Genomic DNA, 21554 nt, shown 5'->3' on the forward strand with positions numbered 1-21554 from the left:
CTCGGGCCGTATGAGCAGCCCCCAGGACGCCGGGTTCGGCGTACCCGCCGACCAGCGCTACTTCGAGGACTACCAGGCCGGCGCGTCGTACGAGTTCGGCACCGTGACGGTGGGCGAGCAGGAGATCGTCGACTTCGCCTCGCGGTACGACCCCCAATCCTTCCACGTCGATCCCGCCGCGGCGCAGCAGGGCCCGTTCGGCGGCCTGATCGCCAGCGGCTGGCACAGCTGTGCCCTGATGATGCGCCTGTTCGCCGACCACTACCTGCCGACGACCGCGAGCCTGGGCAGTCCCGGCGTCGACGATCTGCGCTGGCTCAAGCCGGTGCGTCCCGGCGACCGCCTGCGCCTGCGGGTACGCGTCGTGGAGGCCCGGCTGTCGCGCTCGGATCCCGGCCGCGGGATCGTGCGCACGTTCGCCGAACTCGTCGACCAGGTCGGCGAACCGGTGTTGAGCATGACGGTGGTGAGCCTGCTGCGCTCTCGCCAGGGGGCCGCCGCTGAGCCCGCGGCGCCGCCCGCGTCCGGGTGAGAGCACGGGTGAATCGCGTCCGGCCCTAAAGCGCAATCTCGGAGATGCCGATAACCCTCGGGTGCCGCTTGCATCGCAGTGTCATGCGTTCGCCGGCGGGAAATGGGTGTCCGCCTCGTGCTGTGAGGAAGTCCGGGCTTTGAAAAGACGCAACGTGCTGAAGATGGCCGCCGCCGCGAGCACCTCCGCGGGCGCGGGACTGCTGGTCGTGGGCCGGGGCTCCGGGGCGCCCGGGGCTGCTGGGACCGCGGGCTCCCCTGTCGCCCCCGCGGCGGCCGGCGAGGGGCCGGACTCCGGCAATCTCATGCCGGGCATGAAGGACATGGCCAAACCCGGCGACGCGCCGACCCCGGCCCAGCTGACCCCGTTCGTGGACGCGATGCCGCGCCTGGCCGACGCCGTCCCGGTGTCCTCGACCGCCGACACCGACTACTACACCACCAGCATCAAGAGCGGCTACTCGCAGCTCGCGCCGGGCAATCCGACCGCCGTCATCGGCTACGGCGGGACCTTCATCGGTCCGCTGATCCGGGCCCAGCGGGGGCGGCAGGTCGCGATCACGTACACCAACGCCACGACCGCGGGCGCCGTGGTCCACCTGCACGGCGGGCACGTGCCCTCGCCCAGCGACGGCTTCCCGACCGACGAGCTGGCCGCCGGGGCCACGCGCACGTACACGTACCCGAACCGGCAGCGCGGTGCGACGCTGTGGTACCACGACCACCTGCACATGATGGAGTCGGTCAACGTCTACAACGGCATGCACGCCATGTACATCCTGCACGACCCGGCCGAGGACCGGCTGAACCTGCCCAGCGGCCGTTACGACGTCCCGGTCCTGCTGCGCGACGCGTATCTGGACGCGGACAACGCGCTCTACTACGACCCGACGCTGGACTGGACGGTCCTGCTGGCCAACGGCAAGAACCGTCCCTACTTCCCGGTCGGGCAGCGCAAGTACCGGTTCCGCTTCCTCAACGCCTCCAACCACCGGTTCCTCACACTGTCGCTGAGCGACGGCTCGTCACTGGTGCAGATCGCCAGCGACGGCGGGCTGCTGCCGGCGCCGGCGGTGTCGCCGACGCTGGCGCTGAGCTCGGCCGAGCGCGGGGAGGTCGTCATGGACTTCTCCAAGTACCCGATGGGGACCCGGCTGTACCTCCAGGACTCGGTGCTGGGTCAGATCCTGCGCTTCGACGTGACCGAGAGCTGCGCGCCGGACCCCCACCCGGGGCCCGAGCCGGCCGTGCTGAGCACCCTGCCGGCGCAGAAGCCGGCCACGAACACGCGCGACATCACATTGTCGCTGTCGGCCGACGGCAACGACTTCTACATCAACGGCCAGACCTTCGACCCGAACGTGGTCATGGCCTCGATCCCGGTCGGCACCACCGAGATCTGGCAGGTCACGGACATCTCCGGGTGGGAGCACAACTTCCACATCCACCTGGTGCAGTTCCGGGTCCTGGACATCAACGGCGCCGCGCCGGGGCCGTCGATGGCCGGGCTCAAGGACACGGTGCCGATCCCGGCCAACGGCTCGGTGCGGCTGCAGGCGACGTTCGCGGACTATCCGGGCAAGTACGTGTTCCACTGCCACCTGCTAGAGCACGCCTCCTACACCGGGATGATGGCGCGGATGGACGTCACGGCGTAGGCGTCTGCGGCAGCCCGCAGGAGCCTGATCCCGGGTGAACCTTTGGCGTGTGTACCGTGCGTCAGCCTGGAGATCTCGTAGAGTTGCCTTCCGTAAGGTACGCGAGACCGAGGAGGCCGACGGCTGCCATGAAGTACCTGCTCCTGATCTACGGCAACGAGGAGAAGTGGGCTTCGATCCCGGAAGAGGTCCTGGACGTGGAGCGCGCCAAGCAGGACGCGTGGAACTCCCACTACCGGGACACCGGCGAGCTGCTCGCGGCCTACGGCCTCGGCGGCGAGAGCGAGGCCTCGCTGATCCGGAACAAGGACGGTGCCCCGTTCACCACCGACGGCCCCTACCTGGAGGCCAAGGAGTTCGTCTGCAGCCTGTACCTGCTGGACGTGGCGTCCGCGGAGCGGGCCCGCGAGATCGCGGCGTCCATGCCGTGGGCGAGCGAGAACCCGGTCGAGATGTGGCCGGTCCTGCACGACGGCTTCGCGCCGCGGACTGACGGCGGCGCCTGAGTACGCGGCAGTGCGCCCCGGCTCCCACCTGGGAGCCGGGGCGCACTGCCGTTCCGCACAGCCGGAGATGCCCGTTTTGAGCACCGGCGCGGACGATATCCGGTGACGCCGTGTGGCGCGCTCAGCATCAGGTGGACGGGAGCCGGATATGCAGCCTTTCCGTATCGAGATACCCCAGGCCGACCTGGACGACCTGCGGCGGCGGTTGGCCGCCGTACGCTGGCCGGCCGGGCTGCCCGAAGCCGGCTGGGACCGCGGTGTCCCCCTGGCGTACCTGCAAGACCTGGTCCGCTATTGGCAGACCGAATACGACTGGCGGGCCGCCGAGGAGCGGATGAACCGGTTCCCGCAGTTCCTGGACGAGATCGACGGCGTCGGCGTGCACTATCTGCACGTCCGCTCGCCCGAGCCGGATGCCACCCCGATGATCGTCACGCACGGCTGGCCCGGCTCGTTCCTGGAGTTCGAGGAGGTCATCGGCCCGCTGACCGACCCGCGCGCGCACGGCGGCGACCCGGCCGACGCCTACCACCTGGTCATCCCGGCCCTGCCCGGCTTCGGGTTCTCCGGCCCGCACGGGCTGCCGGGCTGGAGCGTGCCGCGCACCGCCGCGGTGTGGGCCGAGCTGATGGCGCGCCTGGGGTACGACGAGTACGTGGTGCAGGGCGCCGACTTCGGCGCGGCGGTCTCGATGGTGCTCGCCTACACCCACCCCGAGCAGGCCCGCGCGCTGCATCTCAACATGCTGGTGATGCGGCCCAGCGGCGAGCCGGGGGAGCTGGACGGGCTCTCCGAGCAGGACCAGTACCGGATGACGATGGTGGACCGGTTCGTCGCCGAGTTCTCCGGCTCGATGAAGATCCAGTCGACCCGGCCGCACACCGTGGCCTACCCGCTGGCCGACTCCCCGGTGGGGCAGCTCGCGTGGGTGGTGGAGAAGTTCAAGGACTGGGCCCAGGCGCCGAACGCCCCCGAGGACGCGGTCGACCGGGACGTCCTGCTCACCATCGCCTCGATCTACTGGTTCACCAACACCGCCGGCTCCTCGGCCCAGTTCTACTTCGACAACCTGGACTACCTGCCGCGCGCCGACGCGATCGGGCGCTTCGCCCCGCTCTCGCAGCCGCTGGGCATCGCGGTCTACCCCGGCGCGCTGTTCAAGCCGGTGCGCCGCCTGGTCGAGCGCGACTTCCCCACGCTGGTGCAGTGGAAGGAGTACGACCGCGGCGGCCACTTCGCGGCGTTGGAGGAGCCCGACCTGTTCGTCGAGGACCTCCAGGACTTCCGCCGGCTGCTGAGGAAGCAGTGAGGGCCGCGGCGATGACGACGACCACCGAGGCTTCTGATGCCTCTCAACATGCTCAGGCCTCCGATGCTTCTCAGGACGCTCAGACCCCTGAGAGCCGCCAGCAGGAGACGTTCCGCGAACTCGGCGCGCGCCTGAGCAACTGGGGCCGCTGGGGCGTGGAGGACGAGCGCGGGACCGCCAACCTGATCACCGCCGAGCGGCTGGTCGCCGCCGGGCGCCTGATCCGGCAGGGCAAGGTGTTCGACCTGGGCATCCCGGTCGGCGCGGACGGTCCGCAGGGCACCTTCCGGCAGAACCCGCTGCACGTGATGCTGGAGACCGGGCAGGGGCAGCAGATCCCGTGCGGGACGCGCTACTCCGACGACTACATCGTCATGCCGCTCCAGAGCTCGACGCAGTGGGACGCCTTGGCACACGTGTACTACGACGACCGGCTGTACAACGGGTTCGGCGCGTCGTCGATCACTGTGAAGGGCGCCGCGCGGTGCTCGATCGACAAGCAGGCCAAGGGCATCGCCGGCCGGGCCGTGCTGCTGGACGTGGCGGCGCTGCACGGCGTCGAGTGGCTGGCCGCCGGCACGGTGATCACACCGGCGGACCTGGAGGCGGCCGCCGAGCGCCAGGGCGGGGTGCGCGTCGGCCCCGGCGACATCCTGCTGGTGCGGACCGGGTGGCGGCGCAAGTTCCTGACCGAGCACGACCCCGGGGCGTTCCTGGCCGGCGAGCCGGGCCTGGGCATGGGGTGCTGCGAGTGGCTCAAGGACCGCGACGTCGCCGCGGTCGCCTCCGACAACTGGGCGATCGAGGTGCTGCCGGGGGAGGTCCCGGGGGAGTTCCTGACGGTGCATCTGGTCCTCATCCGGGACATGGGCATGACCCTCGGGGAGCTGCTGGACCTGGAGGAGTTGGCCGCGGACTGCGAGGCCGACGGGGTGTGGGAGTTCTTCTTCACCGCACCGCCGCTGAAGGTGACCGGCGGGGTGGGGACGCCGATCAATCCGTTGGCCCTGAAGTGAATCTGTTGGTCCTGAAATGAATCGTTGACCGGTTCGACCTCCGGTCCCGCCTCCGGCCGCCGGTCCCGATGGGGGATCGGCGGCCGGATCGCTGAAGCCGCTGCCGCGCCGTCATGGGGGACGGCGCGGCAGCGGCATCTGTCGCAGGGCCCTGCGCCCTACTGGCGGATGGCCCCGGTCGCCGGGTTGAACCGCCCGGCGGGCAGGTTCTTGCCGCGCCGGCGGGCCGAGAACTCCAGGTACCACTGCGCGGCCAGCAGGTTGACGATCCACGCGCCCCAGCTGGTGCCCTCGATGAGGATCTCGGTGTTCACCCGCAGGCCCCAGTGCAGGATCATCATGAAGACGATGCGGCCGTAGGTCGTGAACAGCGCGAGCGAGAAGCTGTAGATCATCCAGCGGCGGTGCTCGGCGTAGCGGCGCAGGCGGGCCTTGCGCCAGGCGTACAGCGTCGTGCCCAGCCACAGGACCGCACCGCAGCCCAGGCCCGTGCTGCCCTCGTTGGCGCGGTGCGGGATCAGCACGAACAGCACGATGAGCGTCGTCGGGATCACCGCTCCGAACACGTACACCCGGCCGACCCAGCGGTGGACCCGGGGGCGCGTGCGCCGCAGATGCGGCCAGACCTGGAGCATCATCGTCACCAGCGCCAGATTGCCGGTGGCCACGTGGGCGATCAGGAACGCCAGGTGCGGGTGGAAGCCCGGGTCGAGCTGGACGCGGGCGTCGTTCGGGTCCGTGGTGAAGTAGTGGGGGAACGCGTAGAGCAGGTTGAACAGCACGGTCCCGCCCAGGACGGCGTACCACGGATAGTATTTCTTCCACCAGGGCCGCTCCCCGCGCACCGCGGCCTGCTGGTCGGCGTCGGGGTCCTCCGGGGGGATCATCTGGAGGCCGGTCGGTTGCGTGTTCTGAGACATGCCTGTCCTCGGCTCTCTCACGGCTGGGTGAAACGCAGCTTGAGCATCGAACCTGGGAGCCCGGCCGGGCATCTTCGTATGTGCGCGATCAGCGTCCGCGCGAATACGGGCCCTGATGTTCTTTCAGAATGCTCATCCCGGGCAGGAAACCGGCCTTCTCAAGCAAGTGCTGGTTGACTCTCCCCCGCCTGTCGACGACGGAAGGTGGGATCCATGTCCGCATCCCCAGGGCGCGGCCCCGGTCTGTGCAGGGTGAGTCTGTGCATGGTGAGTCTGGGCACGGTGACCACGTTCCTGGCGGCGTGGAACAGCTTAGCCGTGCTGGTGGTCCTCGGGCCCCGGCTGCACGTCTCGGTCGCGGAGCTGGTCGGGATCGCCGCCGCGTTCGACGCCGCCGCCGCGGTGGCCGTGGGCGCCGGCACGGTGTGGAGCAGGCGCGTCGGAAGCCGGGCGGCGCTCGCGTCCGGATCCGCGCTCTTCGCCCTGGCCTGCGCCGGCTGCGCGCTGGCCGCGGGCCCGCTGCCGCTGGTGACGGCCCGCGCGGTGCAGGGGATCGCGGCGGCGCTGATGGTCGCCGCGGCGTTCGAGGCGCTGTCCGGGCCGCCGGAGCCGGCCGTGTCCGGTGCCGGCGCAGAGTTCCAGACCGCGGGCTTGGGCGCGGCGCTGGTGTGCGGACCGCTGGCGGCCGGGGCTGTCGCGGCCGTGCATGGGTGGCGGTGGGCGTTCTGGACGGACGCGATCGTGGGGGCGGGGATCTGCTGCGTGGTCCTGGCCTGGGGCGCACACAATGACGACGCCGCCATCGCCGGTATAGATGGCGGTGTCGGTGGCGGTGGCGGTGACGCCGACCCGGAGCCCCGGCCCCGGGACCGTTTCGACCTGCCCGCATTGGCGTTCGCCGCGCTCGCCGTCGCGGGACCGGTCGGGGCGTTGACCGAGGCGGCGGCTTCGGGCTGGAGCGATATCAGGACTCTGGTGCTGCTGGCGGCCGGGCTGGCGGCGCTGGTGCCGATCCTGGTCTGGCAGACGCCGCCGGGCGCCTTGTACAGCCGGGCGTTCGTCGCGGCGCAGGTTGCCGACCTGTGCTTGTTCGCGGCCACCGCGGGCACGCTGTTCCTGCTCGCCGAGTACTTCCACGCGGTGGCCCGATCCGGGCCGCTGGGAGTGGGGCTGCGGATCGTGCCGTGGTCGGCGGCCCTGGCCGTGGCGCTGCCGGTTTCGGCCTCGGCGCAGGCCCCGGCGCGCGGTATGCGCAGGCTGATAGCGGCGGGGCTGGCGCTGGACGCGGTCGGGCTGCTCGGGCTGGCCGCCGCCGTCCGCGGCCGGCAGACCGGGTGGTGGCTGGCGGTGTCGCTGGTGCTCAGCGGTGCGGGGGTGGGGCTGGCGATGCCGGCCGCGCGGCGGGCCGCGGTCACCGTGGCCGGGCTGCGGCAGCCCGAGGGGGCCGTCGGCGGACTCGGGGCGGTGCGCTGGACCGGCGCGGGCCTGGGGATCGCGCTGCTCGGCGCGGTGCTGGCGGCGCGCGGCGGGATCGGGTCGGCGACGGCCGACCGCGGTGCCGGACCGGCGGTCGCGGCGGCGGCGCTGGTGGCAGCCGTCGGGGCCGCGGCGGCGTTGACGCTGCCGGTCCGGGAGTGTCCGCCGATGGTGCCGGTGTACTTCCGGCCCCAGCAGGGCGGACCGGGGCCTTCGGTCCGACGGAAGTAGAGCCCTGACTCTCAGCGTCGTCGCCGGAATCAGCGTGCGCATGTCCGAGAATGCGCTGCGCACCGGCACGGACCGGCCGCCGGCACATTCGAAGATGCCGCCCCCGCGCGCCCGGCGTGAGGCTGGGCGCCGACCCGTCAACGCGGCCGCTCCCCAGGAGGACACCATGACCAGCCAGACTCTCACCGAGCAGGACCAGGCCGCCGCGGCCGCGGTTCCGGCCCGCATCATCGAAGCCTGGTCCCACAACGACGCCGAGGCCTTCGCGAAGATCTTCACCGAGGACGGGACGATGATCCTGCCCGGCGTGTTCCGGCAGGGGCGCGAGGAGATCGGCGCGTTCATGGGGCAGGCGTTCGCCACCTTCCTGAAGGGCACCCGGGTGACCGGCGCGCCGATCGCGATCAAGCCGCTGGGCGCGGACACCGTGCTGCTGATCACCGCCGGCGGCGTGCTGCACCCGGGGGAGAAGGAGGTGGCCGCCGAGCGGGCCATCCGCGCGTCGTGGCTGCTGGCCCGGCAGGACGGGGAGTGGCTGCTGACGGCCTATCAGAACAGCCCGGCGAACCAGGCCGCCTGAGGGGTTCGGCGGGGACAGCCCGCGGTCGCCGGCGCCGGATCGGGCGCCGGTGGCGGCGGGCTGTTTCGCGTGCCCCGAGCCGCGTGAGCTTGCTCGGATCGCCCCCGCATTCCAGGAGATGCCGGGCATCGGCCCGCGCCGCCATTGTGCAGATAGGGCACCGCGCTCGCCGTGCCGATCCCCGTGAATCGTGCCGCCTGATGGAGGCTGTCCATGACCGATCCCGCCTACCGGGACACGCCGGCGACCGAGGTACAGCAAGGGCTGTGGTTGCTGCGTGCACTCGGCCAGGAGCCGGCGCCGCGGTGGCGCTCCTACCGGGTGGTCGGCGGCCTGGACGCGGTGGCGCTGACGGCGGCGTGGCGCGCGCTCGTGGACCGGTACGAGGCCCTGCGCTCGGCGCTGGTGCTGCGGGACGGGGTCCCGGTCCGCAGGGTCTGGGCCCGCGGCGGCCGGCCGGATCCGGCGTGCGCGCAGATGACGATCATCCGGCGCGGCCCCGAGGAGTACCACGTCCGGCTGACGGTCCCCATCGCCTTCGCCGACGAGGACTTCCTGGACACGCTGGTCGACGAGTTGTCTGAGCTGTGCGAGCTGCGCGCCGGTCGCGGGCCGAGGACTGTCATCGGCACGGTCGGTATCGATGGTCAGGATGCTGAGAAGCCCGAGGCCGCCGACGATCCCGAAGCCCCCGAGGCCGCCGATGATCCCGAGGCTCTCGCCTGGTGGGTCAATGCACTGACTCCGCTGCCGAGCGAACTCCCGCTGCCCGCAGACCGTCCGCGCCCCGAGCGAGCCTCCGGACGCTGGGGATCCGTCAGCGCCCCGGCCGACCCGGAACTCGGCCGAGCCGTCGCACACTGTGCCGAAGCCAGCAGCAGCAGCGCGTCCGTGGTGATGCTCACCGCGTTCCAGGTGCTCCTGCACCGCTACACCGGCGGCGACCGCGTCGCCGTCGCGGTGCCGGTCTCCCAGGGCCGCCCGGGCGCGCCGGCGAACGTGCTGATCCTCCCGGCCGACATCGCGCCCGGCCAGAGCTTCAAAGACGTCCTCGAACGCGGCACCACGCTCGCCGCCGAGGCGATGGCCCGGCGCCGCGTCCCGCTGGCCCGAGTGCTCGGGGCGCTCCCGGTGGTGCGCGAGGTACGCCGGGTTCCGCTCGGCGATGTCGTGTTCGACTACCGGGAACGGCCGCAGTCCGTGCTGGCCCTTCCCGGCGCGGTCGTCGAGCTCTATCCGCAGAACAGCGGCCCGGCGCCGGCCGATCTGGTGCTGCGGGTCGACGACGGCGGGAGCGGGCCGGCCGTCACCGTGCTCTACGACGCCGACCAGTTCGAGCCGGCCACCGCGGCGATGATGCTGCGGCAGTTCCGGACGCTGCTCCGGCACGCCGGCCGCGCCCCGGACACCGCCGTCGGCGAACTGACGCTCGACGGTCCCGCCGAAGCGGCGCGCGCCGCCGTCGAGGCGGACCGGCGGGCCGACGACGGCGCGCCCGGTTTCACGATCGTCGAGGCGGTCCGGCGGCGTGCGACGCAGGATCCTGATGCTCTGGCCGTCGACGGCCACGACGGGACGTTGACCTACCGCGCGCTGCACGCCGCCGCACTCGAGGTGGCAGAGGATCTGCGGGCCGCCGGAGTGCGGTCCGGGGACGCGGTCGTGGTCCGGATGCCGGTGGGAGTACGTCAGTATGCCGCGCTGCTCGGCGTCCTGGCCGCCGGTGCGCATCTGAGCTGGTTCGGCGTCGCCGACAGCGGGGAACGCGGCCGGGTCGTCGTCGGAGCGCTGAAGCCCGCGGCGATGCTGGTGGCCGGCGCGGCCGCGGCCGACTCGGCCGGCGCCGACGAACTCGTCGACTGGTACCGCGAGAGCATCGGCGGCCGGGTCGTCGCGGTGGAGGCGCCCGACCCGGCGCCGGATGTGGGTGCCGCGCCACCAGAGCTCCCGGCCCCGAGCCTCGCCGACCGCGCCTATGTCGCCTTCACCTCCGGCACCACCGGCGTCCCGAAGGGCATCGCGCACAGCCACGCCGCCCTGGCCCAGTTCGCCGCCTGGATGGCCGCCGAGTTCGAGATCGGGCCCGGCGTGCGCGTCGCGCAGTGGGTGGCCGCCGAGCACGATCCCGCCCTGGCCGAGACGTTCGCCGCGCTCGGAGCGGGCGCCACGCTGTGCCCGGTGCCGGAGAAGACCCGCGCCAACCCCGAACGGCTGCTGGACTGGCTGGCCGCCGAGCGCATCGGCGTGCTCCAGACGGTGCCGAGTTTCGGACGCGAGGTGCTGCGCGTCCTCGCCGGGCGCCATCGTGCCGACGGCCTGGGCGCGCTCAGAGTCCTGCTTCTCATGGGCGAAGCGCTGCCCGGCGAGCTCGCCGAGGGCCTCATGGCCGCGCTGCCGCTGGTCCGCGTGGCCAACCTGTACGGCCCGACCGAGACCGTCGCCGCGACCTGGCACCCGGTCCAGCGGCGAGCGGTCGGCCCGGTTCCCATCGGCCGCGCCATCCCGGGCCGGGGCGTGCTCGTCGTCGACGAGTCAGACCGCGTCTGCCCGGCCGGGGTCACCGGGGAGCTGGTGGTCACCGGTTCCTACGTCGCCGACGGCTACCTCGCCGCAGCCGACCAGATCGACACAGCCGACCCCGACCACCTCGCCGCAGCCGACCACATCGGCACAGCCCACGCCGCCTTCAAACCCCTGCCCGGCATCGACGCCCCCTGTTACCGCACCGGCGACCTGGCCCGCCGCCGCCCCGACGGCGCGCTGGAGTACCGGGGCCGCAAGGACAGCCAGGTCAAGCTCTACGGCAACCGGCTGGAGCTCACCGACGTCGAGGCGGCCCTGTCCGCGCACCCGACGGTCGCCGAGTGCGCGGTCGTCGCCGGTGCCGACCGCGACGGCCTGGCCGTCCGCCTGGTGGTCTGCGTCGTCCCGCGCCGCGGACCCGGCGGCGAGCCGCTGGGCGCCCCGGACCAGTGGCGCACCCACCTGCGGCGCCGTTTCGGCCGGGCCCTGCTGCCCGCGCTCTACCGCACCCTGGAGCGCCTGCCGCGCACCGTCACCGGCAAGGTGGACCGGCCGCGGCTGGCGCGCACCCTGGCCGCCGCCGAGCGCGACGCTGCGGCCCGCCGTCCCGCGGCCGGCACCGAGGCCGAGCTGGCCGCGATCTGGGCCGCCCTGCTCGGCGCCCCGCCGGAGCACGCCGACCAGGGCTTCTTCGCCGTCGGCGGCACCTCCCTGCTGGTCCCGCGGCTGCTGCACGAGGTGCGCGAGCGCCTGGCCGCCGAGGTGACCGCCGCCCAGTTCTACGCCCACCAGAGCCTGGCCGCGCTGGCCGCTCTGATCGACCGATGCAGATGAGATCGCAGCAGATGAGCTCGCAGCAGACGAGATCGAACCAGATGAAGGAGAACGCCGTGTCTTCGCCCATCAGCGCCCCAGCCGTCGCCACCCCGGTGGTCCTGGACGGCGAGAGCCTGGACATCCCGGCCGTCCGGCGCGTGGCCGAGCAGCGGGCCGAGGTCTCGCTGACCCCGCAGTCGCTGGCCAAGGCCGGCAAGAGCCGGGCCGTCTTCGAGGACGTGGTCCGGGCCGGGATCCCGGTCTACGGGGTCACCACCGGCTACGGCGAGATGATCTACATGCTCGTCGACCCCTCGCGCGAGACCGAGCTGCAGACCAACCTGGTGCGCAGCCACAGCGCGGGCGTCGGCCCGCACTTCCCCGAGGACCAGGCCCGCGCGATCGTCGCCACCCGGCTCAACGCCCTGGCCAAGGGCTACTCGGCGGTGCGCCCGGAGATCCTGGAGCGCCTGGCCCTGTATCTGAACACCGGCCTGATCCCGGCCATCCCGGAGATCGGCTCGCTGGGCGCCAGCGGCGACCTGGCCCCGCTGTCGCACGTCGCGGCCACGGTCATCGGCGAGGGCTACTTCCTGGGCCCGGACGGCCCGCGGCCGGTCGCCCCGGTGCTGCGCTCGCTCGGGATCACGCCGCTGGAGCTGAAGTTCAAGGAGGGCCTGGCGCTGATCAACGGCACCTCGGCGATGACCGGGCTCGGTGCGCTGGTCGCCGGCCGCGCGCTGGAGCAGGTGCGGCACGCCGAGATCGTCTCGGCGCTGCTGGTCGAGGCCGTCCGCGGGTCGATGGGGCCGTTCCAGCCCGAGGGCCACGACATCGCCCGGCCGCACCCCGGCCAGATCGACACCGCGGCGAACATGCGGGCCCTGCTGCGCGGCAGCGGACTGACCGTGGAGCACGCGGACCTGCGGCGCCAGGTCGCCGCGGCCAAGGGCGACGGGGACGTCACCCGGACCGAGATCTACCTGCAGAAGGCGTACTCGCTGCGGGCCATGCCGCAGGTGCTCGGTAGCGTCCGGGACACCCTGACGCACGTGTCGGCGCGGGTGCAGACCGAACTGAACTCCGCGAACGACAACCCGCTGTTCTTCGAGGACCACGAGGTCTTCCACGGCGCGAACTTCCACGGCCAGCCCGTGGCCTTCGTCATGGACTTCACCACCATCGCCCTGACCCAGCTCGGGGTGCTGGCCGAGCGGCAGCTCAACCGGGTCCTGAACCGGCACCTGAGCTACGGCCTGCCGGAGTTCCTGGTGGCCGGCGACCCGGGCCTGAGCAGCGGCTACGCCGGCGCGCAGTACCCGGCCACGGCGCTGGTCGCCGAGAACCGGACGATCGGCCCGGCCAGCACCCAGAGCGTGCCGTCCAACGGCGACAACCAGGACATCGTCAGCATGGGCCTGATCGCGGCCCGCAACGCGCGCCGGGTGCTGGCCAACAACCAGTACATCCTGGCCGTGGAGTTCCTGGCCGCGGCCTCGGCGGTGGACGTCTCCGGCCGCTACGAGGGCCTGGGCCCGGCCGGCCGCGCCGCCTACGACGCGGTGCGCTCGCTGGTGCCGCCGCTGAACCAGGACCGGTACATGGCCGACGACATCGAGACCGTCGCCGCGGCCCTGACCCGCGGGGAGTTCATCGCCGCCGTCGAGAACTGCGGCGTCGAACTGCGCTAACGCGCGCTGAGCAGGAGGGCAGGAGAGCAATGGCCACTCGGCCGATGACCGGCGAGGAGTACGTGGACAGCCTGCGCGACGGTCGCGAGGTCTACGTCTACGGCGAGCGCGTCAAGGACGTCACCACGCACCCGGCGTTCCACAACCCGGTGCGCATGACCGCCCGGCTTTACGACGCGCTGCACGACGAGCGCCACCGCGACGTCCTGACCTGTCCGGTCGACGGCGGCGGCGAGGGCTACACCCACCGCTTCTTCACCACGCCGCGCAGCGCCGAGGACCTGGTCGCGGCCCAGGGCGCGATCGCGGCGTGGGCCCGCCTGAGCTACGGCTGGATGGGCCGGAGCCCCGACTACAAGGCCTCCTTCCTCGGCACGCTCGGCGCGAACGCCGACTTCTACGCCCCCTTCGCCGACAACGCGCGGCGCTGGTACCGGGAGTCGCAGGAGAAGGTCCTGTACTGGAACCACGCGATCGTGCACCCGCCGGTGGACCGCGACCGGCCGCCGGACGAGGTCGCCGACGTGTTCGTGCACGCCGAGAAGGAGACCGACGCCGGGCTCGTGGTCAGCGGCGCCAAGGTGGTGGCCACGGGCTCGGCGCTGACGCATTACAACTTCATCGCGCACTACGGCCTGCCGGTCCGCAAGCGCCAGTACGCGCTGGTGGCCACGGTGCCGATGGACGCCCCCGGGCTGAAGCTGATCTGCCGGCCCTCCTACAGCGCCACCGCCGCGGTGGCCGGCAGCCCGTTCGACTATCCGCTGTCCTCGCGCCTGGACGAGAACGACACCATCCTGATCATGGACAAGGTGTTGATCCCCTGGGAGAACGTCTTCATCTACGGGGACCTGGGCAAGGTGCAGATGTTCACGGCCCGCTCCGGATTCCCGGAGCGGTTCACCTTCCACGGCTGCATCCGCCTGGCGGTGAAGCTGGAGTTCCTGGCCGGGCTGCTGTCCAAGGCCCTGGCGGTCACCGGGACCCGGGACTTCCGGGGCGTGCAGAGCCGGCTGGGGGAGGTGCTGGCCTGGCGGAACCTGTTCTGGGGGCTGGCCGACGCCGCGGCGCGCAACCCGGTGCCGTGGAAGGACGGCGCGGTGCTGCCGAACCAGGACTACGGGATGGCGTACCGCTGGTTCATGCAGGTGGGCTATCCGCGGATCCGCGAGATCATCTTGCAGGACGTGGCCAGCGGGCTGATCTACGTGCCCTCCAGCGCCGAGGACTTCCGCAACCCGCAGACCCGGCCGTATCTGGACAAGTACGTGCGCGGCTCCGGCGGGGTCACGGCGGTGGAGCGGGTCAAGCTCATGAAGCTGCTGTGGGACGCGGTCGGCAGCGAGTTCGGCGGGCGGCACGAGCTGTACGAGCGCAACTACTCGGGGAACCACGAGAACACCCGGGTCGAGCTGTACATGGCGCAGCTGGCGTCCGGCCAGCTGCGCGGCTACGAGGCGTTCGTCGAGCAGTGCCTGGCCGAGTACGACCTGGACGGCTGGACGGTGCCGGACCTGGAGTCCTTCTCCGATCTCAGGTCCTTGACCAATCGACCCTGATTCGCTTTCTCACGAGAGGTAGGCCCTTTCATGTCCGAAACGATCGCCCCGTCGCGGCGGGAACTGCTCGGCCGCGCCACGGACCTGGTCCCGCTGCTGGCCAAGAGCGCGCCCTGGATCGAGGAGAACCGCCGCCTGCCCGAGGACGTGGTGGGCGCGCTCACCGACTCCGGGCTGCTGAAGATGCGGGTGCCCAAGCACTTCGGCGGCTACGAGTCGCCGATGCGCACCGTCGCCGACGTCGTGTCCGAACTGTCCCGCGGTGACGGCTCCACCGGCTGGACCAGCGCTGTGTGGGCGATCAGCGCCTGGATGGCCGGGATGTTCCCGGACGAGGTCCAGGAGGAGGTCTTCGCCGACCCGGACGTGCGGATCAGCGGCATCCTGAGCCCCAGCGCGGTCGGCGTCCCGACGGACGGCGGCGTCGTGCTGAACGGCAAGTGGGCGTTCAACACCGGCAGCCGCCAGAGCGCGTGGAACACCAACGCGGCCGTCCGGGCCCATCCGGACGGCTCCTACGAGCCCATCATGGTCCTGATCCCGCTGGCCGACCTGACCGTCGTCGACGACTGGCACACCGCCGGCATGCGCGGCTCGGGCAGCGTGAGCACGGTGGCCCAGGACCTGTTCGTCCCCGACGCGCGCATCCTGTCGATGCCCCCGATCCTGGCCGGCGTCCACCAACTCGGCCGCAACGCCGCCAGCCCGGTGTACCAGGCCCCGTTCATGCCCACCGCCTGCACCACGGTCGCCTCCGTCGCCCTGGGCCTGGCCCGCGCCGCCCGCGAGGCCTTCCTCGAGCGCCTGCCCGGCCGCAAGATCACCTACACCGCCTACGAGAACCAGGCCGAGGCCCCCATCACCCACCTGACCACCGCCGACGCCGTGACCCGCATCGACGAGGCGGAGTTCCACGTCATGCGCGCCGCCGGCATGCTCGACGACAAGGCCGCCGCCGGCCAGACCTGGACCCTGGAGCAGCGCGCGAAGGCCCGCCTGGACCTGGGCGCCGCGACCCAGCGCTCGAAGGAGGCGGTGGACCTGCTGAACTCCGAGAGCGGCGGCTCCTCGGTGTACTCGACGGTGCCGATCCAGCGCATCCAGCGCGACATGCAGACCCTGTCACTGCACGCGATCATGCACCCGGCGACGAACCTGGAGCTGTACGGGCGCGTGCTGTGCGGGCTGGAGCCGAACACGCATTACATCTGAGGCGCGAACGGGAGTGCCGCCGCACCGGCTGGAGAGCCGGTGCGGCGGCGTGCGCTGGTGCGGTTTGTTTGTGGGCTGACAGGCGCAGGCGTTTTCTGACGGCTTCGCGCGGGGTTGGCGGGATCCGTTGGTGGCGCGGGTCGGGGGTGGTGCTGGTTTCGCGGGGCGGCGGTGGTGTGGGTAGGTGGGCGGGTCTACTGCGACAGTCAAATGCGACAGTCAAGGGCTTACAAGCGCCTCCGGCGGCGCCTGCGCGGCGAGCGGCCTCGGCTCGGAGGGATCACCAGACCCCGCGTGGGCTGCGGTCTGAGTGTTGGTCGCCTCTGTCCCGGATCCCTCGTCGCTGACGGCGCCGTAAACGGAATCATCCCGGCCTGGCGGTATCAAGTCGGATCACACGCTGCTGTGGTGCGGTTTCGTCCGACTTGACACCGCCAGTCCGGAATGATTGGCAGGGCCCGCCGACAGCGACGAGGGATCCGGGACAACCCCGCCTGTGGGAAGGGTCCCCGCGCCTCGTGCCAGTCACGTTGCCGCAGCGTGTGCGAACAGAGTGGACCGAGTCCACACCACAGGCGGGGGTTGTCCCGGATTCCCCGTCGCTTCGGCGGTGCTTGCACAACCATCCCGGCCTGGGTGGTGTCCAGCCGGACGGAACCGGTGGCCAGCAACAGTGATCCGGCTTGATACCGCCCAGGCCGGGATGGTTCCCTCCGGGTGACGAAGCGGCGGGGAATCCGGGACACAGGCGACCACAAGCAACGACCGCCGCCCGACTACGCGGCCCCCCATCCCCGGAGCCAGGCCGCTCGCCGCGCAGGCGCCGCCGGAGGCGCTCTTCAAGCTCTTGACCTTGCCCTTGACTGTCGCAGTTGCCCTTGACTGTCGCAGTAGAGCCGCCCACCTACCCACACCACCACCGCCCCGCGAAACCAGCGCCACCCCCGACCCGCGCCACCAACGAATCCCGTAAACCATGCGCGAAGCCGTCAAGAAACGCCTGTAAGTCACCACCCCAGCCGCACCCGCACGAGGAACTGACCCACACAGAGGTCAGCGGCGCCCTTTTTGGGGCTTCGAGCAACCACCCCGCAGCGCCCCCTCAAGCCGTCCAGACCCCCGCCGCCCCCGGCTCAAAGCCGAACCCCAGCCGGGGCACCGGATGCGCGCCGCCCCGGTCGAACTCCGGGAGCGCCAGCAGGATCGGCAGGTCCATCACCTCGGCGGGCCGCATTTCGATGTCCGCGTCGACGCAGCCTTCGCCGTGGCGGACCACGGCGCGCGCCGTTCCCACCGCCAGTCGCTGCGGTGCCAGGGGGACCGCGGCGGCGCGGATGTGCCAGTCGCCGGCGGGTACCGCGCAGAGGCGGTAGCGTCCGGGTGCGTCGAGGACGTCGCGGGCGACCGGGCCGCCGCGGACGATCGGGCCGGTGAAGGCGCCCACGTAGATGCGCATGCCGGGGGTCTCGTCCGGTACTCGGACCAGCCCCTGCATCCCTCCGGGGCGCACAGCGGGACGCTGCGTGGACATCAGGGACCGGCGGGATGCGCCATGCAGTGCCAGACGCCGGTAGCGCTCCGGCGGGGCGCCTACGCGGGCGGTGAAGCGGCGGCTGAATGTCCGAGGGCTGCGATAGCCGGTCTCGAACGCCACGTCCGCCACGCTCATCGAGGTCTCCGCCAGCAGCCGCTTGGCCTGGTACAGGCGGATCGCGGCGAGGAAGCGGGCCGGGGAGGTGCCGGTCTGGGCCCGGAACGCCCGGGACAGGCGCAGCGGGCTCAGGTCCGCGCAGTGCGCGACGGTGGACAGGGAAAGCGGTTCACGGTGGTGGTCCCACAGCGTCACGATCGCGCGCTCGACGGCTGCCCGGACGGCCGGGTCGCAGGAATGAGTGGTCTCGGCGCTGGGCATCCCGTCTCCGGTCGGAGGCGCCGACTGGGTCCCCGAGATCGTCAGCCGGCGCCGGAGGTGGCGCTTTATCAGGGCAAATCACTTGAGGCGGAGCGTAGTCAGGTGACACGCCTTTGGCAACGTGTAGCCCCCGGTGTATCAGGATCCTGCGGAACCCGCCAGCCGCACCGCCTGCTTCCACGACGCCTCGCGCGCAGCCGTGGCCCCGTCCGGGCTCGGCGCGCCGTAGCGCACGTCGATGCCCCGCTCGCGTGCCGCGCGCACGATGCCGGGCATCGCCCGCTCGGCCAGGGCCGCGATGGTGAAGGCCGGGTTGACCAGCAGCGCGCCGGGGACCGCGGAGCCGTCGGTGACGAAGATGCCCGGGTGCCCGCGCAGCTCGTGCGAGTCGTCCAGGGCCGAGGTGGCCGGGTCGTCGCCGATCCGGCAGGAGGCCAGCGGGTGCACGGTGTAGGCGCCGACGACCTCGTTGGTCCAGGGCCGCACCTTCGCCAGGCCGTCCTTCTCCAGCACCCGCTTGATCTCCGCGTCTGAAAGTTCCCAGCCGTGCAGCGTGTTCGCCGTCGGGCGGTAGGTCAGCGGGCCGAACCCGAGCATCTGCTGGGAGAAGCGGGTGGCGTTGCCGGTCGGCGGCGGGGGGCCGAAGACGCCCTCGTTGTCGTCCTCGCTGGTGGTGAAGATGGTCAGCCAGGACTGCCAGCGTTCGACGATCTCCTTCTTGCGCGGTCCGAACCAGGCCGGCACGGCGCTGTCCGGATCAGGGGTCTGAGCCAGGATCGTGCCCAGGCCCGGCGGGAAGTACAGCTGCTCCAGGGAGAAGCGCTCGAACTCCGGCTTGGCCGCGTCCAGGTCGTCCCAGGAGGCCACGGTCGGCCCCTTGCCGATCTGGTTGGCCGCGTAGGCCAGGCCGTCGCCGCGGTCCAGGCCCAGCACCTCGCGGGCCCGGTCCTCGTCGATGATCGCGGTGTTCAGGCGCTCGCCGTTGCCGGAGAAGTAGCGGCCCACCGCGTGCGGCATCCGGCCCAGCGCCGGCTCCGAGCGCTGCAGGATCACCGGCGTGGCCCCGGCCCCGGCGGCCAGCACCACGATCTTGGCCTGGATGGTGCCGCCGCCGGTGACGACGCGGTAGTCCACGTCGTGCACGGTGTTGTACGAGATCTGATACGAGCCGTCCTCGGTACGCGCGATCTGCTGCACCTCGTGCAGCGGCCGGATCTGCGCGCCGTGCGACACCGCCGCCGGCAGGTAGTTCAGCAGCATGGAGCGCTTGGCGTCGAACCGGCAGCCGGCCAGCATCCAGTTGCAGTTGGTGCACAGCTCCCGGTCGATCGCCGCCGGCACCGGGTTGGCGGTGCGGCCTGCGTGCGCGCACGCCGCGGCCCACAGCCCGCCGGAGTAGGTGGCGTCGTTCCAGCCCAGCTGGCTGATCGGCAGTGCCTCGGCGACCCGGTCGTACCACGGCTCCAGCGTGTCCCGGGTCAGCGCCGCCGGCCACATCCGCCGCCCGATCGACCCGCGCCGCTCGAAGACGAACCGGGGTGCGCGCGGCATCGCGGCGAAGTACACGACGCTGCCGCCGCCGACGCAGTTGCCGCCCAGCAGGCTCATCCCGTTGCCGATGACGAAGTCGAAGATGCGGGTCCCGGAGGCCCCGAAGCGGAAGTCCTGGTCGAAGTCCTCGCCGGTGAGCCACGGACCGCGCTCCAGCACCACCACCCGCGCCCCGCCGGCGGCCAGGTGGTAGGCGGCGATGGCGCCGCCGAAGCCGCTGCCGACGACCAGGACGTCGGTCTGCTCCACGGTGCTCATGCCGGGCTCCCGGTGGCGGTGGTGTGCGGATGCAGCGGGGCCAGCGGCCGCCGGTAGGAGAAGTCCGGGAAGCGCCACAGCCCGTCGGCGTCGGGGCGGCTGTAGCCCAGCGCCGTCAGACCGGGGTGGCCGTCGGCCAGGGCCTGCGCGGTGCTCAGGTGCGCGCCGGTGTCGAAGGCCATGTTGCTGAAGATCGCCAGGCCCACCCACAGGAACTTCTCCGGGTTCCCGGGCCGCACCAGGTCGGCGATGAGCATCGCGCGGTGCCCGGCCGGCAGCGCCACGAACGCCGGGACCTCCGGATCGGGCTCCAGGCGCAGCTCGTCGCGGTAGGCCTCGGCGTGCTTGTTCAGCGCCTCGACCAGGTCCGGCAGCGCCTCGGCCAGGCCGCCGGCGTCGGTCCGCATGAGGTCCACGGCACCGGCGGCCACGGCCCCGCCGCCGGCGGCGGTCCCGGCGATCGCCCGGTCCCCGGGGAATCGCTTCTCACCGGGCACGATCGTGTCGGCGAACGCCTCCAGCGTCATCGTCTGCACCAGTTCGTCAGCCATGGGTGGTTTCACGAGGATTCCTCCTGTCATCACGGTCGTGTTCATTGTCGAAGGGGTCCGGCGGGCGGGCGTCTTCGCTCGTGCGCTCAGCCGGGCCCACCGGTGCACACCGGACGAAAACCGCACGGACCGAGAAGGCGGGCAAATCAGATGGCGAGCATGCTGGAACACGTCCCGCGGCACGGCGGGGGCGCCGGAGGCGGGCATGGTCGGGCGCGCGCCGGGGATGACAAGGAGAAATCAGAACTCATATCAGAACTCAGATTCACTCCGATTCACTCAGATTCACTCCGATTCACCGTCCGCCGTGCGTGGACACCGCCGAAGACCACCGGTCTACCTAATGGGGCACGCGATGAACGACGCCATCACCCGGGCCGCCGAGCGGGCCATCACCACGATGCACGAACGACTGAGCGAGCCGGTCACCGTCGACGACATGGCCCGCGCCGCGATGTTCAGCAAGTTCCACTTCACCCGCATGTTCCAGCGCGCCACCGGGGTCTCCCCGGCCCGGTTCCTGTCGGCGCTGCGGCTCCAGCGGGCCAAACACCTGCTCACGTCCACCACCATGACCGTCGTGGACATCAGTGTCCTGGTGGGCTACAACAGCGTGGGCACCTTCAGCTCCCGCTTCAGCCGCAGCGTCGGACTCTCCCCGACCGAGTACCGGCGCCTGGGCGGGCACACCGACCGCATCCGCGTCTCGGAGCCGCGCGGCACCACCTCCGACGCCGCCACCGTCAGCGGCGTGATCGAGGGGCACGACGAGCGCCGCGGCCGGGTCTTCGCCGGCCTGTTCCCCGAGTGCGTGCCCGAGGGCCGCCCGGTCTGCTGCACGATCCTGGACGAGCCGGGCCCCTACCGCTTCGACAACGTCCCCACGGGCCGCTGGTACCTGCTGGCGCAGTCCGCGGTGGAGGACGACGGCTCGGTCCGTGCGGGGCGGGTGGCACGCCTGGGCACGGAGCCGCAGCGGAGCGCGGACTCGCCGGTGTGGGTCGGCACGCTCGGCCCCATCATCATCCGCCGCGGCGTCGAGCAGCACGTCGTCGACCTGCCGCTGAAGCCGGCCGGCATGCTCGACCCGCCGGTGCTGCTCGCGCTGCAGGCGGCGCGGCGGGAGGCGGTCGAGCGGGTCGCGGAGCGGTCCGGCGAGCGGGTCGGGGCCGGAGTCGGGGCCGGAGTCGGGTAGTCGTGCGTAGGAATCCGGCCGGGCGTTCGTGACGCCCGGCCGGATTTCGTTCCGGTCAC

At 72.0% G+C, this 21554-nt stretch carries 16 protein-coding genes; 12 read left to right on the forward strand and 4 right to left on the reverse strand.

The features are described 5' to 3' along the window. The first annotated feature begins 10 nt into the window (after positions 1-10). The 5 genes from ABIA35_RS33270 to ABIA35_RS33290 all read left to right on the forward strand — a co-directional run bounded on the left by ABIA35_RS33270 (position 11) and on the right by ABIA35_RS33290 (position 5020). Complete coding sequence (locus tag ABIA35_RS33270; protein WP_370360601.1) at positions 11-532, forward strand: MaoC family dehydratase; 522 nt, start codon at positions 11-13, stop codon at positions 530-532. 139 nt (positions 533-671) lie between these two features. Next, entirely contained in the window at positions 672-2189 is a 1518-nt protein-coding gene (locus tag ABIA35_RS33275) for a multicopper oxidase family protein (RefSeq protein WP_370360602.1), read from the forward strand. Between the two features lie 128 nt (positions 2190-2317). Next, positions 2318-2695 (forward strand): YciI family protein, encoded by a 378-nt coding sequence (locus ABIA35_RS33280; protein WP_370334920.1) that lies wholly within the window; start codon positions 2318-2320, stop codon positions 2693-2695. A gap of 148 nt (positions 2696-2843) precedes the next feature. Further along, positions 2844-4004 (forward strand): epoxide hydrolase family protein, encoded by a 1161-nt coding sequence (locus tag ABIA35_RS33285; RefSeq protein WP_370334918.1) that lies wholly within the window; start codon positions 2844-2846, stop codon positions 4002-4004. 11 nt (positions 4005-4015) lie between these two features. Beyond that, a complete protein-coding gene (locus ABIA35_RS33290) occupies positions 4016-5020 on the forward strand; it encodes a cyclase family protein (RefSeq protein ID WP_370360604.1) in 1005 nt (334 codons plus the stop codon). 158 nt (positions 5021-5178) lie between these two features. Here the strand turns inward: ABIA35_RS33290 and ABIA35_RS33295 are convergent, their stop codons facing one another. Next, positions 5179-5940: a DUF2306 domain-containing protein gene (locus tag ABIA35_RS33295; protein WP_370334914.1), complete on the reverse strand. Its 762-nt coding sequence runs from the start codon at positions 5938-5940 to the stop codon at positions 5179-5181. Positions 5941-6153: 213 nt separating this feature from the next. On the opposite strand from ABIA35_RS33295, the gene ABIA35_RS33300 reads away from it, so the two are divergent. The 6 genes from ABIA35_RS33300 (at position 6154) to ABIA35_RS33325 (ending at position 16028) form a co-directional block, all read left to right on the forward strand. After that, positions 6154-7647 carry an MFS transporter gene (locus ABIA35_RS33300; RefSeq protein WP_370360605.1) on the forward strand — a complete coding sequence of 498 codons (1494 nt, stop codon included), beginning with the start codon at positions 6154-6156 and terminating at the stop codon, positions 7645-7647. A 166-nt stretch (positions 7648-7813) separates the two neighbouring features. Beyond that, on the forward strand, positions 7814-8227 hold the full coding sequence (locus ABIA35_RS33305) for an SgcJ/EcaC family oxidoreductase (RefSeq protein WP_370360606.1): 414 nt from the start codon (positions 7814-7816) through the stop codon (positions 8225-8227). A 213-nt stretch (positions 8228-8440) separates the two neighbouring features. Continuing rightward, the gene (locus ABIA35_RS33310; protein WP_370360607.1) at positions 8441-11584 is read left to right on the forward strand and encodes an AMP-binding protein; all 3144 of its coding nucleotides are present in this window, start codon (positions 8441-8443) and stop codon (positions 11582-11584) included. A gap of 41 nt (positions 11585-11625) precedes the next feature. Continuing rightward, a complete protein-coding gene (cmdF, locus tag ABIA35_RS33315) occupies positions 11626-13257 on the forward strand; it encodes a tyrosine 2,3-aminomutase (protein WP_370360646.1) in 1632 nt (543 codons plus the stop codon). Positions 13258-13286: 29 nt separating this feature from the next. Beyond that, entirely contained in the window at positions 13287-14816 is a 1530-nt protein-coding gene (locus ABIA35_RS33320; RefSeq protein ID WP_370334906.1) for a 4-hydroxyphenylacetate 3-hydroxylase family protein, read from the forward strand. 30 nt (positions 14817-14846) lie between these two features. Then, positions 14847-16028, forward strand: a complete 1182-nt coding sequence (locus tag ABIA35_RS33325) for an acyl-CoA dehydrogenase family protein (RefSeq protein WP_370360608.1) — start codon at positions 14847-14849, stop codon at positions 16026-16028. 1102 nt (positions 16029-17130) lie between these two features. Here ABIA35_RS33325 and ABIA35_RS33330 read toward each other — a convergent pair. The 3 genes from ABIA35_RS33330 to ABIA35_RS33340 form a co-directional block, all read right to left on the reverse strand. Continuing rightward, complete coding sequence (locus tag ABIA35_RS33330; protein WP_370360609.1) at positions 17131-17940, reverse strand: helix-turn-helix transcriptional regulator; 810 nt, start codon at positions 17938-17940, stop codon at positions 17131-17133. Between the two features lie 138 nt (positions 17941-18078). Then, entirely contained in the window at positions 18079-19749 is a 1671-nt protein-coding gene (locus tag ABIA35_RS33335; RefSeq protein WP_370360610.1) for a GMC family oxidoreductase N-terminal domain-containing protein, read from the reverse strand. Further along, positions 19746-20300, reverse strand: coding sequence for a DUF5987 family protein (locus ABIA35_RS33340; protein WP_370334898.1), 555 nt, complete (start codon positions 20298-20300; stop codon positions 19746-19748). The genes ABIA35_RS33335 and ABIA35_RS33340 overlap by 4 nt, the downstream gene beginning before the upstream one ends. A 355-nt stretch (positions 20301-20655) precedes the next feature. On the opposite strand from ABIA35_RS33340, the gene ABIA35_RS33345 reads away from it, so the two are divergent. Continuing rightward, a complete protein-coding gene (locus ABIA35_RS33345) occupies positions 20656-21495 on the forward strand; it encodes a helix-turn-helix domain-containing protein (protein ID WP_370334896.1) in 840 nt (279 codons plus the stop codon). The last annotated feature ends 59 nt before the right edge of the window (positions 21496-21554 follow it).

This window comes from Catenulispora sp. MAP12-49 (assembly GCF_041262705.1).
Taxonomy (GTDB): domain Bacteria; phylum Actinomycetota; class Actinomycetes; order Streptomycetales; family Catenulisporaceae; genus Catenulispora.

What these genes read in the sequence shown, in the direction of transcription:
- ABIA35_RS33270 (WP_370360601.1), top strand. Translation starts at nt 11, where the DNA reads ATGAGCAGCCCCCAGGACGCCGGGTTCGGCGTACCCGCCGACCAGCGC.
- ABIA35_RS33280 (WP_370334920.1), top strand. Translation starts at nt 2,318, where the DNA reads ATGAAGTACCTGCTCCTGATCTACGGCAACGAGGAGAAGTGGGCTTCG.
- ABIA35_RS33285 (WP_370334918.1), top strand. Translation starts at nt 2,844, where the DNA reads ATGCAGCCTTTCCGTATCGAGATACCCCAGGCCGACCTGGACGACCTG.
- ABIA35_RS33290 (WP_370360604.1), top strand. Translation starts at nt 4,016, where the DNA reads ATGACGACGACCACCGAGGCTTCTGATGCCTCTCAACATGCTCAGGCC.
- ABIA35_RS33295 (WP_370334914.1), bottom strand. Translation starts at nt 5,940, where the DNA reads ATGTCTCAGAACACGCAACCGACCGGCCTCCAGATGATCCCCCCGGAG.
- ABIA35_RS33300 (WP_370360605.1), top strand. Translation starts at nt 6,154, where the DNA reads ATGTCCGCATCCCCAGGGCGCGGCCCCGGTCTGTGCAGGGTGAGTCTG.
- ABIA35_RS33305 (WP_370360606.1), top strand. Translation starts at nt 7,814, where the DNA reads ATGACCAGCCAGACTCTCACCGAGCAGGACCAGGCCGCCGCGGCCGCG.
- ABIA35_RS33310 (WP_370360607.1), top strand. Translation starts at nt 8,441, where the DNA reads ATGACCGATCCCGCCTACCGGGACACGCCGGCGACCGAGGTACAGCAA.
- cmdF (WP_370360646.1), top strand. Translation starts at nt 11,626, where the DNA reads ATGAAGGAGAACGCCGTGTCTTCGCCCATCAGCGCCCCAGCCGTCGCC.
- ABIA35_RS33320 (WP_370334906.1), top strand. Translation starts at nt 13,287, where the DNA reads ATGGCCACTCGGCCGATGACCGGCGAGGAGTACGTGGACAGCCTGCGC.
- ABIA35_RS33325 (WP_370360608.1), top strand. Translation starts at nt 14,847, where the DNA reads ATGTCCGAAACGATCGCCCCGTCGCGGCGGGAACTGCTCGGCCGCGCC.
- ABIA35_RS33330 (WP_370360609.1), bottom strand. Translation starts at nt 17,940, where the DNA reads ATGCCCAGCGCCGAGACCACTCATTCCTGCGACCCGGCCGTCCGGGCA.
- ABIA35_RS33335 (WP_370360610.1), bottom strand. Translation starts at nt 19,749, where the DNA reads ATGAGCACCGTGGAGCAGACCGACGTCCTGGTCGTCGGCAGCGGCTTC.
- ABIA35_RS33340 (WP_370334898.1), bottom strand. Translation starts at nt 20,300, where the DNA reads ATGGCTGACGAACTGGTGCAGACGATGACGCTGGAGGCGTTCGCCGAC.
- ABIA35_RS33345 (WP_370334896.1), top strand. Translation starts at nt 20,656, where the DNA reads ATGAACGACGCCATCACCCGGGCCGCCGAGCGGGCCATCACCACGATG.